Below are 12,771 nucleotides of genomic sequence, written 5' to 3'. Positions count from 1 at the left end.
GGCGTAATTACGTTGTGAAATGATTAAACCGAGGGTGGGCGCTCGAGATGCTCGATGCGTTGTACTGGATGTTCAAAGGGATCAACAGCACGTTTAGAGAAACGCGAGAGGCTTTCTCCTGGCGTGATGAAAGACCAAGTGAAGCCAAGGGTCATTCCGCATAACGTTGTACAACAGTTTAGCGAGGAGTCTGAATCAACATCAGGGCATTGCTGTTGCTTCGACAAGTCAGTTTGCGCGGGTTCACCGTGGTGCATGTGATGAGCCGATGAGGGTTGGTGAGTCATGCCACAGGGAGACAGAGGGTCTATGTCACCATTACTCATGCCCATTGCCGGATAGCTTGAAACAAACGTTGCAATAACGAGTGCTGTCAAACTCAGCAAGGTGATCCATGTTTTGTTGGCAATGATGGTGCGCATAACAAACCTTTCTAGCAGAATATAGTAACTATAAAGGTTACCCTTAGGGTAAAGTCAAGAAAGCGTGTAGGCAAGTGAACGCTATTTCGACAAATGAGAAATTAATCTCTCTCTTCTGAGATCCAAAATTTCATCTATCAGTTTCTCTTTCGCATTAATACCAAAATGCTCGGCATAGTTTTGAACTTTAGATATCTGGTCTTTATCGAGTTGGTAAACATCTCGTTTAAGTCTCTGGCGAGCTTCGCTTTTGATGCAGCCTTGCTGCTGAAGCAGGCGAACAATTTTCGCATCTGTGGGGTGTTTAAGCTGGTTCATTTTGACTCTTTGAATCAGAACATTAAAAAGGATGTCGTTGTAATGTCGAGAGGCAAGATAAACAGAAACTGTGACAGCTATATTGCAACTAGGCGCATTTGTTGGCATTTTTTAGAGGGGCAATAGTGCCAAAATCGAAGGCTTTGCTTCGATCATCCTTCGCCATTCTTGTTCTAAATTTGGAAGGCTTATTTTAAAAAAGAAAATAACAACCTGAATAGTTACAAATCTTGTGTGAAATCAGCCGCAATTAAGTGTCTTTTTAGGCAGATTATCTGATGCCCTCCGTTCTGAGTGTTAACATATTTTTAACTGGCAATTATCTATTGAACATCATATGAGTTGATTAATATCGATGTTCTTAAAAGACAGTACCCTACTAGAAAAGGTAAAAATATGTTTAGGATGAACAAGATAGCGACCTCTTTGGTCTGCATTGTGTTAAGTGGACAGTTACTCGCTGCTGAACCGTACGATGCAACTCAATCTTATGCAGGTGGGACACAGGTCACAGTGGATGGGGCTATTTATGAAGCGAAATGGTGGGTTGGAGTAGGGCAAAGTCCAACCGATACTTACGCTAATGAGTGGGACTCGCCATGGAAACTAGTCAGCGGGACAGCGCCAGACCCAACGCCGGATCCGAATCCAGACCCTACACCGGACCCAACTCCTGATCCTACGCCAGACCCAAGCCCAGAACCTGGACCCTCTGACGGTGTATGTGCTGACTTCAACGTCTACCCAAATTGGACCCAAGGTGACCACGCGAACGCGGGTGACATCATGGTGAATGACAACTCTGCGTATAAGGCGAACTGGTGGACATCGTCTTTGCCGGGTAGCGATGGCAGTTGGACTCTCCATGTTGCCTGTGATGATGCTGGCTCAGGTGGTGGTTCTGGAGCGGCAGTATCCTTACCAAATCCACTAGACCCCGTTCGCTTAGAGGTAAGTGGATGGCCAAATCATTTTGTAGTCGCAAGTCCTGCTACATTAGAGGCACCATCACGCACAATGGTGACTGGTGTAGATAGTCAGTCATTGGCAGATACGACAGCACTTACCAATGCCTTTGTTACTTTGATTAACGAGGCGAGTTCAGCGGGTTCGACTTCCATCATCATTAGCAGCGATCTTCTCGACGTAGCAAGTGCAGACAAAGGTAAGGCACTTGGTGTCATCGCGGTTAAAGAGGCATTGACCGCTGCAGTCAGCTCGACATCGAGCCAAATCGACATTAACGACATCAATTCGCTTACTGATGATGCACAAGGTCTGGCACAGGCTCATAATCTCGTCCTCTCATCGCTAGCCCCTCAAGCAACCTTCGGTTGGGCATTAACTATTGGTGACTTTGCTTATAATACTTATTCTGGCAAGCGAGCAGTATGGAACGCCGCTTCTTCTGAATCAGCAGATCTACTTTCAAGTTTTGCCCTTTACCAAGCTGACTCACAGAATAAAGCGGATTTTATTGCCTTTACTAAATCAGCCGCGACACCTGCTCTGAGTGATGAACAGTGGCACTACGCGCTGGAATACGTCAAACAGGTTTCTGATCATATTAAGACGCCAGCGCTATTGTCTCAGTTGCCAACGGCTCAAGCTGCCACCTATTTTATGGGAGCGACGACAGCGAGCAGTCAACTTCGAAAAGCGGCACACAGCAATGTATTTGCCATCTTGTTTGACTCTGAAACAGTTGAGTTAACCAATAAGATCGAAGCCTATAACACGGCAACCGTGCCGCTATATTACGTAGGCGAGAGTATCACCAACGGACCACTTACTCGCATTGCCTCACTGAATAGCGAGTTAACGAGTGCAGAGAATGCAATGAACAACCAAGCGTTCTTATATGAAGTCTCTCAGGGCAATTGGGCACCTTCAACAGTTTATAAATGGGCAGACTTCCTAGCGGGTCTAAACTCAATGCACAATGTAGGTGTGGCAGGGAACACGTTCTGGTTGATTGATGACACTGCAGATGATGCGACCAATGCCATCTATGCGAAAGTCGCCATTGCGGCATTCTTATCGCAAAGCATGCAAGAGACCATTCGTTACAACGCGTGTGATGAAAACAACTGGTCAGAAGTACGATACGGTGCGGCGGTTAACTACCCAATGACGGCAAGTTGTGGACAGCTAGGCCAAAAATACGCGGACTATGGTATGGATCCAGTGACAGGTGTTGATCACCCTTATTCTTGTCCTCGAGATCCTAAGATGGAAGTCAGTGCGCTGACCAATGCGAAATGGTACGGGGCTCCAGCACCTATTTTTGCGGCTCCAGACTCGGTGCTCGCAGAAAAAGGCTTATTGGTGAATGGAAACGTTGGTCGCTGGACTAATGATGGTCACTGTATGGAAGTACCTGCAACCGTTGATGGCTCACAGCAAGTTTGGGAACGTGCTGACTGTAAAGTTTACGAAGGTCAAAAGGCCGGTAAGTTCATTTGGGACGGCAGTGATACTACGGGTACTGTTGAAGGCTGTGGCTGGTGGGGACGTGGTGTTATTCAAACCACTGGTCGTCAAAACTTCGGTACGCTCAACCACTTTATGGGCCGCTCTCATGTGGATCCAGAGACCGTCGGTACGACAATCAATGGTGTTGTAGTAGAAGCGCCACCGGCAAACCCTCTCTATGCAGATTTAGATTTCTGTTCAAACCCTGGCTTGATCTGTAGCTCGGAGGAGAATCGTGAAATCAAATGGATAGCGGGTCTGTTCTACTGGGTTTCTTCGGTACAAACCTACAATGATGAAGGTGGTCCTTATGCGGCTTGGAACTATCATACTGAGCTGAAGAAATACGTGGATGGCGGACTGCAAGGCACTGAGTTTATTGATGCGGTGTCAGGTATTGTTAACCGCGGTTGCCCAGATAGCACGTGTCCTGTGAGCGGTGAGGTACACGCAGTGAAAGAGCGTCAGGATAACTTTAAGTTAGTACTAAAGACGCTAGGGTTGAACCCACAGTAAAGATATATATTAATCAAAGGCTTCCATTTGGAAGCCTTTTTTCATCCTCTCAGATCACTAACCTGCCAACCAACTCACTCACGATTGGCCATAAATGGGTCATACAGATTAGAAATCGGTGCTTTGAATAGTTTAGTTACACGCTGACTGATCAAAACTGAACTTGTATTTTTGGAAACCTGTGTTGTCGCCGACAGGGCCTGTTTCACTTGTCCATGTGATATGACATTGCGCGGTTTCTTCTGAAAAGGCTTTTGCCGATGGTGAGGATAAGAAGGTTGCAGTCACGCCGCTTGGGCCTTTCAGTTTAAAGTTATTGGCATTGTCAAAGTGCACTAATGGTTTCTCAGGGTTAGTTGCTCCGTTATCATTTGCGATTTTTTTCAGGTGCTTAAGGTACTGATCAACTAACTGGCGATTTGAGTAGGCCGAATCAGAGTGCACCAATTCAGAATTGTCTACGCCGGGGATCCACTTGTTTGAAGCGCGATAGTTGTTGGTCACCACATAAGCGATTTGTGAGTCATCAAGTACTGCACCATTGTATGTGAGGTCTGAAATTCGGCGATAGTCTCCATTAGGATTCTTCTGGGGCTTGTTGTCCTCACCTTTGATCAGTTCACCTTGTTCGTCGACAAGATAGCGCGGTGGCTGTGAAACATCGATCTCGTAACTCAATTCAATCTTATTTCCCGAGTTATCCCATCCGCCATAGAAAACATCGAAGTTATAGCTTCTGAACATCTGATGCAGCAATGGGTCATCGTTTTGAGTAACCGTCTGATATTGCTGCGATGCAATGGTTTCAAGCCACTCTTTAATGTCGGCCACTTTGAGTTTCAGTACTGCTGGCGTGTTGTTATCAAATACATACAAGTCAGCAACACTGGCGTTGGTCAGTGCATCCCCAGTGATGTTGGTGTAATCTTCATTACCACCTCGGCCACCTTTGAACGGCGCAGATACGGAAAGAAGGATGGCATTTGGATCCATGTTCAGCGTGCCATTGGAAGTAATGTCTTTACCCCACTTGAACTGAGCTTCATTCACGATTTGGACAGAGATATCAGACTTTACTGCGGAGAAGAAGCTATTGATCTTTTGGTTGATACCTAGAATGGGTGTCGACATGTAGGCTTTTGTGCCTTCATGGTCTTCAGCCAACACCTCAAGAACATTCTGGTCCATATCATTAACGTCTGTGTGAAGTGCACGGAGCTTGGCGGTACTATTTGAGTAGTTTACGTTCCATGTTTTGCCTGCGTCTTTAGATTCGATAGCAAGGTCGATCACGCCAACATTGTTTCCCCAGTAGCCAGGCATAACAGCAGGCTTGCCATGGATTTTACCGTTTTTAGGGTCTACGCCATTCATATTGTCGTAGGTGTTCTTTTCAGTCGGGAAGTTGTTGTGATCGTGACCGAACATGACGGCATCAATCCCTTCCACTTGGGCTAGCTGCCACGTCGCATTATCGATAAATGGTGTGCCCACGTTGCCGCCTTGAAGACCCGCATGCGGGATTGCAACGATGATATCTGCGCCCTCTGCTTTCATCTTAGGGACAAAGTGTTGAGCGGTTTTCTTGATATCAGAAACGACGACTTTACATTCCAGATGGCTCTTGTCCCAGTTCATGACATTAGGTGGAGTAAAGCCAATCACACCGACATTCAAGGAATACACCTTACCATCGCTGCCAACCACATCTTTGCGAATGATTTTGTATGGGTTAAAGTATGGCGTCGCCTGATCTAGGAACGCCTCATCAATGCGCGCCTCACAGGTTTGCATTGGAAACGCATCACGTGTGAACTGTCCCTCAGGGTATTTAAAAACGTTGGCTACGATGTAGGGGAAGTCAGCACCATTGATGGCGCTGTTAAGGTAATCAAGGCCGTAATTGAACTCATGGTTGCCGATGTTCGCCACATCGTAGTCCATTAGGTTCATTGCTTTGTACACACTGTGACGGTTGTTCTGCAGGTACTCAACCCCTTTACTGGCCATGTAATCAGCCATCGGACTGCCCTGAATAAGGTCGCCGTTGTCAAACAGCATGCTATTGGTCACTTCCGCGCGTGCGGTCTTGATGACTTGAGCGGTGCGAGCAAATCCGTAGTTTTGTCCTGATGTATTGCTGAAGTAGTTGTATGGCATCATGTTGCCATGCAAGTCTGTGGTCTCCATCAAGCGTAAGTCGACGCTAACATCAGTCCTTGTATTTGCAACGACGGTTGTCGTTTTCTTTTCACATCCAAGTAAGACAAGTGGTAGTAGGCTCATGGCTACCAATTGTTGTTTTTTGATCATTTTATTGTTCTCGTAAGGCTAGGATATTGTGCAATAGGGCGCACAAACGCGGCGAACGATAACATTTATAAAATGGGCTCTATGTTAAAGCTGGATGAATTATTTGTTTCCTCCGTCACTATTTTGTCCAATTAATTACATATGTTGCTATTAAAATTGTGATTTATATCTATTTTCTATTTGTATTTTAACGTTTGATTCGATTTGAAGGTTAAGTGACCACTGTGTGCTTCAAGACAAAAAGCGTTTTACAGAGAATGACTTACAATCTAAGTCACAAATTTCATTAATGTTAGAGTAAAAATTCCATTTCAGGTCTATGTTTAAAGGTCAGCATTCAAAGATGAGTAACGACATGTATCCTTTTTTCAGACTGGCCAAAATCATTTTTCAATCTAATAAGAAGCCAGCCATCAGTTATACCGAGCAAGATGAAATCGAATTTCGCTGCCATCCGTGGGACATTGATATGTTCATGGAAATGAACAATGGCCGTATCCTTACCCTGTATGACTTGGGACGTACTGCTTTATCGGTCAAGTGCGGTTTAATGCGTACCCTGAAGCAAAATCGTTGGGGTTTGGTGGTGGCGGGGAGTTCTGTTCGCTATCGCAAGCGTGTGCGTATGTTCGACAAGATCACCATGAAAACCCAGTGTGTTGCCACCGACGATAAATGGTTTTACCTAGAGCAGTCGATGTGGGTGAAAGGGCATCCGTGCTCTTCGGTATTGATTCGTGCAGGTGTCACCTCTAAAAGCGGCGTGGTACCTCCTCAAGAAGTGATTGATGCGGCAGGTGAGAAACCAATGACAAGTGATATTCCAATGTGGGTACAAGAGTGGATTGATTCAGAGCAGCATCGTCCGTGGCCGCCAACCGCTTATGAAGGCGCGGATGACTCGCAGGTTCAAGTGAGTGAACAGTAAAGGCCAGTAGACTGGCCTTTTTCTATTTCGCTTTCTATTTAAGTTGTCTATTCAGTTATGTAGCGTCGTTTTGATTGTCGGGTGCCGCTCTCTGAAAGGCGTCGAGCTCATTAAGCCTGCCCGCTATTTCATCTATGTTTGGGTAGGCCGACATGTCGACGCCAAAGCGCTGAGCGTTGTACACCTGAGGCACTAAACAGACATCAACAAGGCTCACCTCATCCCCAACACAATAGATGCCACTAACCGGTGCCAGCTTTTTCTCAAGCGCAGCAAAGCCGGTATTAATCCAATGCTGCATCCAGTGCACCCTATCCTGCTCATCGATATCAAATCTTTGACTTAATTGCTGAATTACCCTGAGGTTGTTGATTGGATGAATGTCGATGGCAATGTCCTGCGCCAGTGCCTTCACCCGATAACGCTCCTTACCCTTGCTGGGTGTCAATTGCGGCCCAGCATAGTGCTCATCGAGATAATCGATGATGGTCAGTGATTGATTGAGTGTTATTTCACCATCAACCAGTAGTGGCACCAGTTCATTCGGGTTGAGTGCGGCGTAGTCGGGCGAGTGTTGCCGCCCCCCATCTTTGATGAGATTTATCGGTACGGACTGAAACGAAATACCTTTTAGGTTTAACGCTATCCGTACCCGATAAGCGGCCGATGACCGCCAGTAGTCGTATAGAATCAAATCATGACCCTCAACATTCCTCGACCGTTTGCTCAATCGAGCCAAAGATGGATTGGCCGTTATTGTCCAGCATTTCTATCTTGATGCTATCGCCAAAGCGCATAAACGATGTGGTTGGCTGACCATCGCGAATAGTCTCAATCATTCGTCTCTCTGCAATGCATGAATAGCCAACGCCACCTTCTTCAATAGATGTGCCGTATTCGGTGCCTTGCTTGTTCGAGACTGTGCCGGAGCCAACGATGCAGCCTGCCGAAAGTGGTCTGGTTTTCGCAGCGTGAGCAACGAGCTCGGCAAAATCGAAGGTCATATCAACGCCCGCGTTTGGATGACCGAATGGCTCACGGTTGTAATGTGAAATCAACGGCAGGTGAACCTTACTGTCGTGCCATGATTTGCCAAGTTCATTTGGCGTGACAGCGACTGGCGAAAATGCGGATGAAGGCTTGGATTGAAAGAAACCAAATCCCTTGGCAAGTTCACCCGGAATCAATCCACGCAGTGATACGTCATTGACTAGCATGAGCAGTCGGATGGCATCGTGCGCTGTCTGCATACTTGCTCCCATCGGGACATCATCGGTAATGACAGCGACTTCGCCTTCAAAGTCGATGCCCCACTGTTCGCTTTCCATCACAATAGGCGCGTGTGGGGCCAAAAAGGTATCTGAGCCGCCTTGATACATCAGTGGGTCAGTCCAAAAGCTCTCTGGTATTTCTGCGCCGCGTGCTTTGCGAACCAGTTCTACATGATTGACATAAGCCGAGCCATCCGCCCATTGGTAAGCTCTTGGGAGGGGGGATTCGCATTGCGACTGCTCAAATGGGAGCGCTTGCAGCAAAATGCCTTGGTTTAGACCGAGGTAAACTTCTTCTAGAAGAGGCTCCAGCTGCTGCCAGTTATCAAGAGCAGCTTGCAGCGTTGGCGCAATCTCAGGCACGGCAATACAATGGCTGAGATCGCGACTGACGACAACCAACTGGCCATCGCGGGTGTTATTGTTAAGTGTTGCTAGTTTCATACCAATTCCCTGCTTTCCAGCTGTAAACGTATTCGCGGTTTTCCACCGCCTCGGCTTCGACACTGTGCTCCAGCGCATTGCGCGTATCTATCATTACTGCGACTTCATCGGTAAAGGTTTTCTTAGCTTCAAGCCCTGCTTTGAACGCTTTAGGGTGAGGGCCGTGTGTGAACCCAGCAGGGTGGAACGTCATCATACCGGCTTCGATGTTGTCTCGACTGAAGAAGTCACCTGCGTGGTAGAACAGCACTTCATCGTAGTCATCATTGTTGTGGTAGAACGGAACTTTCAGTGCCCCGGGATCGCTCTCAATGGGTCTTGGTACAAAGGTACAGACGACAAATCCGTTGCCGACAAACGTGGTATGCGCTGACGGTGGTAGGTGATAGCGATGAGACATCAGCGGTCTGATATCTCGCCAGTTGAGCTTGAGTACCGATAAGTCTCCGTGCCAGCCAATCGCATCCAGCGGGTTAAACGGATACGTAATGGTGTTGATTTTGTTGCCGCGCTTGAGTGACACCGTGGTTTGCTCTTCACTGTATTGCGCCTCAAAGCGCTCATTAATTGCGGGTGGTTCGAGCACTGCTGGATCAAATACCGCATGTTGGCCAACAATGCCCTTTTCAGGCAGGGCAAAGGCTGCACCAGTGTTTTCTATCATTAAAATGAACATCGGCGATTTGGGCTCTAGTCGCCAGTTGGTTGAACGAGGGATCAGCACATAATCTCCTTCTTCAATCTCAAGATGACCATAGTCACAATAAAGATCTGCGCTTCCTTGATGAATAAACAGCAATTCATCGCCGTCACCGTTGCGAGCAAGACCTGACATCTTTTCTGTTGGCTTCCATACTCGCACTTTACATTCGCGATTCTCAAGGATGCTAGGGGCAGCCCAGGGCGAAGCTTGGTGAGCAGATTCAACATGGTTGAGATTAAATGCACGCGGCTTGAGTTCACCTTCCCATTCAGACCAGCCCGTTGGTGCATGCTGGTGGTGAAAGTGGCTGGCTGGTCCAAAGAAGCCCTCGCGACCAGCTTCACGCTCATAGATCGCCTCTTCAGGGAAATCCGCATGAGCCTGCTTCGAATAAGTCCCCTCGCGATGAGGGAACGTTGGCCATTTACGCATCGTCGGTCACCTCGTTTAGTACGCCGCGGCGGATCTGGTCTTCTTCTATCGATTCGAATAGCGCTTTAAAGTTACCTTCCCCAAACCCTTCGTTGCCTTTGCGTTGAATGATTTCGAAGAACACTGGACCAATCACGGTTTGAGTAAAGATCTGCAGTAAGATGCCATCCTTCATTGGTGCGCCATCGATAAGAATGCGCAGATCTTGCAGACGGCTTACATCCTCACCATGACCTTTAACTCGAGCGTCGACTTTTTCGTAGTAGGTATCAGGTGTCGGCATAAAGTCCATGCCGCGATCACGCAGTGTTTGTACAGTCTGATAGATGTCATCTGTGGTTAACGCAATGTGCTGAATGCCTTCGCCGTTGTATTCTCGGATGAACTCTTCGATTTGCGATTTGTCATCGGATGATTCGTTAATAGGAATGCGGATTTTTCCACATGGAGCCGTCATTGCGCGGCTGACAAGTCCTGTGAGTTTGCCTTCGATGTCGAAGTAGCGAATTTCTCGAAAGTTACCAATGCGTTCGTAGAAGCCCGACCAAACATCCATGTTGCCTTGTTTTACGTTGTGAGTAAGGTGGTCCAATTCATAGAGCCCGACATCTTGCTCAGCTAGGCGTTTTTGTGCATCTGGGTAGAACTTAAAATCCACATCATAGATGCTGCTGCTTCCATAGCGGTCAACAAAGTAAAGCAGGCTCTCACCAATGCCGTAAATCGCAGGAATGCTCAACTCCATAGGACCAATCTCGGTGACATATTGCTCACCACCATTTTCTAACGCATGCGCCATCGCTTTCGCTGCGTCCTCGACTCGAAAAGCCATTCCACAAACCGAAGGACCATGAATACGCGCGAACTCCTCAGCTTGGCTATGCGGTTGAGCATTAACAATAAAGTTGATGTCGCCTTGACGATAGAGCCAGGCTTCTTTTGAACGATGCTTGGCAATTTCGGCAAACCCTAGCGAGTCGAACAGACGTTTCAAGTCGTTGATACCGTCATCCGTTGTTGCAGTGTACTCAACGAATTCAAAGCCATCGGTTCCAAGAGGGTTGAAGTTGATAGTCATGGTCATTTCCTTTTGATAATAAGATGGTCTTCTTCGTTGGAAGACCTTGTTGTAGGGGACATGACTTAAATTTGAGCAAAGTTGAGGGAAAAGGGAATAGGGTCAAAGCGTTAGACAAAAACGCAGTCAGAGTATTATTGCTGTAACAAATTTGCTACAAAGTAAATATCACGGTTAACGTTGAGAACATCAGTCAATTAACTTATTGAAATAAAAAGAAAGCTAAGCACTAACCGGTAAAAGGATTCTAGAATGTTGGTGTAAATGAAATGTTAAAAAAGTAAACCTTGTTGTACACCTAACTAGCCGCACATTAGTTTCTCTGAAACGGGGAGCATGAAGAATAAAAAAGTGGAGTCGTTTGTCCGACTCCACTTGTTATCACGTTTTTCGTTGCACTTTTACGCCAGTTTTAGCGTCTCACTGCTCAAGCGATTCATGTAGCTGTTTACAGCAAATGCGAGACCAGCGACGGCGATTGCCCATAACCAGATAGGAAGCATGCCTGTCGATATTGCATAACCAATAGCCGTGGCGGTAATCACGCCAATGAACCCAGGGATCAGGAAGCTATGGTTAAGGATATATTTACCAATCTTAGTGGTACCAGAGCGGTCAAAGGTAATGGCAGCAAGGTCCGATGGGTAGAATGGGAAGAAGTAGTAAGCGTAACAAGCAGGGAGAACGCCAATTAAGACTTCTGCTGGGATGCCTAACGCGAATCCAAGAGGTAGCATGATGGTCAGCACGGCCGCTTGGCTTTTAAGGAAGACGGACGAAACGTACATAGCGATCGCGAAGGTCCAAGGGTGCGACTTTACTACGTCCTCAACCAAACTGATGATGTAAGGCTTGTTGTAAGCGATGATGGTGTCACTCATCCAGGCGATACCAAAGATGATGATGACTGCACTCATACCGGCAATAAACACGTTGGTGTTGACGATTTTTTTAGGGTCAACGTTGGTAGTGAGCAAAATAATCGCACCGACCGACAGCATTAAGAATTGTAGGGCGGTAGATGTGCTCACACCGTCTGGTAATAAGCCAAGATCTTTACCAAACATTGCCACACAGATAACGGTCAGAATACCCAGTAAGAAAACAGTAAGACCGCGTTTTGCTGTCTGGTTTTCCTTCATTCCAGCTTCACCAGTACTCGCTTCGCTGGTATCGATAAGCTGCGCTTTAAACTGAGGATCTTTCATACGCTCAAGAAACTCAGGATCATCGTTCAGCTCTTTACCGCGCTTCAAGCTCCAAGTTGCCGCAATTAAGACGCCTGTAAGGGTGGCAGGAATGGTCACCATTAACACTTGGCCCAAGGTGATATCAAGGTTGTTTGTCGCTGCTGTTGCCATGACCACGGCTGCTGCCGCTGCGATAGGGCTTGCAGTGATCCCCATTTGCGAGGCAACCGTTGCAATCGCCATAGGGCGTTCAGGACGAATACCGCGCTTGATACTTACATCGTAAATAACGGGTAGCAGTGGATATACCGAGTGACCTGTACCGACCATCACAGTCAGTGAATAGGTACAAAGAGGACCAAGGAAAACCACTTTAGATGGGTGCTTACGAAGCAATTTTTCAGCGTATTGAACCAGTAGTTTTAGACCGCCTGTTGCTTCAAGCGTTGCGGAAGCTGCAACAACCGCAAGAATAATGAGCATAACGCCAATAGGTGGCGTCCCGGGAGCAATACCAAAGAAGAAACTAAGAATAGAAACGCCGAGACCGCCCAATAAACCGAAGGCGACACCGCCGTAGCGTATACCTACAAAAATGACTGCCAGAAGCAGCAGCATGTGAACATAAAACATAACAACTCCTTTTAATAGCGACAGAGTTATCATGCGCCCGTATGCAGT

General features: G+C 47.0%; 10 protein-coding genes. 2 read left to right on the top strand and 8 right to left on the bottom strand.

Annotated features, from left to right (window positions below; translation table 11 throughout):
* Positions 1-23: 23 nt before the first annotated feature.
* On the bottom strand, positions 24-422 hold the full coding sequence (locus J4N45_RS26645) for a hypothetical protein (protein ID WP_252015792.1): 399 nt from the start codon (positions 420-422) through the stop codon (positions 24-26).
* Between the two features lie 81 nt (positions 423-503).
* Positions 504-740, bottom strand: a complete 237-nt coding sequence (locus J4N45_RS26640; RefSeq protein ID WP_252015790.1) for a hypothetical protein — start codon at positions 738-740, stop codon at positions 504-506.
* A 396-nt stretch (positions 741-1,136) separates the two neighbouring features.
* Here J4N45_RS26640 and J4N45_RS26635 point away from each other — a divergent pair, with 396 nt between their 5' ends.
* Positions 1,137-3,731 (top strand): cellulose-binding domain-containing protein, encoded by a 2,595-nt coding sequence (locus J4N45_RS26635; protein WP_252015788.1) that lies wholly within the window; start codon positions 1,137-1,139, stop codon positions 3,729-3,731.
* A gap of 132 nt (positions 3,732-3,863) precedes the next feature.
* On the opposite strand, the gene J4N45_RS26630 is transcribed toward J4N45_RS26635, so the two are convergent.
* Positions 3,864-6,044 (bottom strand): bifunctional 2',3'-cyclic-nucleotide 2'-phosphodiesterase/3'-nucleotidase, encoded by a 2,181-nt coding sequence (locus tag J4N45_RS26630; protein ID WP_252015786.1) that lies wholly within the window; start codon positions 6,042-6,044, stop codon positions 3,864-3,866.
* A gap of 355 nt (positions 6,045-6,399) precedes the next feature.
* Between J4N45_RS26630 and J4N45_RS26625 the strand changes: the two genes are divergently transcribed.
* Positions 6,400-6,972 carry an acyl-CoA thioesterase gene (locus J4N45_RS26625; RefSeq protein ID WP_252015784.1) on the top strand — a complete coding sequence of 191 codons (573 nt, stop codon included), beginning with the start codon at positions 6,400-6,402 and terminating at the stop codon, positions 6,970-6,972.
* Positions 6,973-7,027: 55 nt separating this feature from the next.
* Here J4N45_RS26625 and maiA read toward each other — a convergent pair whose 3' ends face one another.
* The 5 genes from maiA to J4N45_RS26600 form a co-directional block, all read right to left on the bottom strand.
* Complete coding sequence (maiA, locus tag J4N45_RS26620) at positions 7,028-7,702, bottom strand: maleylacetoacetate isomerase (protein WP_252015782.1); 675 nt, start codon at positions 7,700-7,702, stop codon at positions 7,028-7,030.
* Positions 7,677-8,687, bottom strand: coding sequence for a fumarylacetoacetate hydrolase family protein (locus tag J4N45_RS26615; RefSeq protein ID WP_252015780.1), 1,011 nt, complete (start codon positions 8,685-8,687; stop codon positions 7,677-7,679). Before J4N45_RS26615 ends, maiA begins: the two co-directional genes overlap by 26 nt.
* Positions 8,668-9,822 (bottom strand): homogentisate 1,2-dioxygenase, encoded by a 1,155-nt coding sequence (locus tag J4N45_RS26610; RefSeq protein WP_252015778.1) that lies wholly within the window; start codon positions 9,820-9,822, stop codon positions 8,668-8,670. Before J4N45_RS26610 ends, J4N45_RS26615 begins: the two co-directional genes overlap by 20 nt.
* The gene (gene hppD / locus J4N45_RS26605; protein ID WP_252015776.1) at positions 9,815-10,900 is read right to left on the bottom strand and encodes a 4-hydroxyphenylpyruvate dioxygenase; all 1,086 of its coding nucleotides are present in this window, start codon (positions 10,898-10,900) and stop codon (positions 9,815-9,817) included. The genes J4N45_RS26610 and hppD overlap by 8 nt, the downstream gene beginning before the upstream one ends.
* A 401-nt stretch (positions 10,901-11,301) precedes the next feature.
* Entirely contained in the window at positions 11,302-12,723 is a 1,422-nt protein-coding gene (locus J4N45_RS26600) for an anaerobic C4-dicarboxylate transporter (RefSeq protein WP_252015774.1), read from the bottom strand.
* Between the last annotated feature and the right edge of the window lie 48 nt (positions 12,724-12,771).

Origin of the sequence: Vibrio sp. SCSIO 43140, from assembly GCF_023716585.1 — a bacterium.
GTDB lineage: Bacteria > Pseudomonadota > Gammaproteobacteria > Enterobacterales > Vibrionaceae > Vibrio > Vibrio maritimus_B.
Note: the sequence above shows the minus strand (reverse complement) of the source record. Positions and strands in the feature narration are given on the sequence as shown.

Bases quoted from the DNA above. Each gene is read 5' to 3' on its own strand.
- J4N45_RS26630 (WP_252015786.1), bottom strand. From the start codon at position 6,044: ATGATCAAAAAACAACAATTGGTAGCCATGAGCCTACTACCACTTGTC.
- J4N45_RS26635 (WP_252015788.1), top strand. From the start codon at position 1,137: ATGTTTAGGATGAACAAGATAGCGACCTCTTTGGTCTGCATTGTGTTA.
- J4N45_RS26640 (WP_252015790.1), bottom strand. From the start codon at position 740: ATGAACCAGCTTAAACACCCCACAGATGCGAAAATTGTTCGCCTGCTT.
- hppD (WP_252015776.1), bottom strand. From the start codon at position 10,900: ATGACTATCAACTTCAACCCTCTTGGAACCGATGGCTTTGAATTCGTT.
- J4N45_RS26600 (WP_252015774.1), bottom strand. From the start codon at position 12,723: ATGTTTTATGTTCACATGCTGCTGCTTCTGGCAGTCATTTTTGTAGGT.
- J4N45_RS26645 (WP_252015792.1), bottom strand. From the start codon at position 422: ATGCGCACCATCATTGCCAACAAAACATGGATCACCTTGCTGAGTTTG.
- J4N45_RS26625 (WP_252015784.1), top strand. From the start codon at position 6,400: ATGTATCCTTTTTTCAGACTGGCCAAAATCATTTTTCAATCTAATAAG.
- J4N45_RS26610 (WP_252015778.1), bottom strand. From the start codon at position 9,822: ATGCGTAAATGGCCAACGTTCCCTCATCGCGAGGGGACTTATTCGAAG.
- J4N45_RS26615 (WP_252015780.1), bottom strand. From the start codon at position 8,687: ATGAAACTAGCAACACTTAACAATAACACCCGCGATGGCCAGTTGGTT.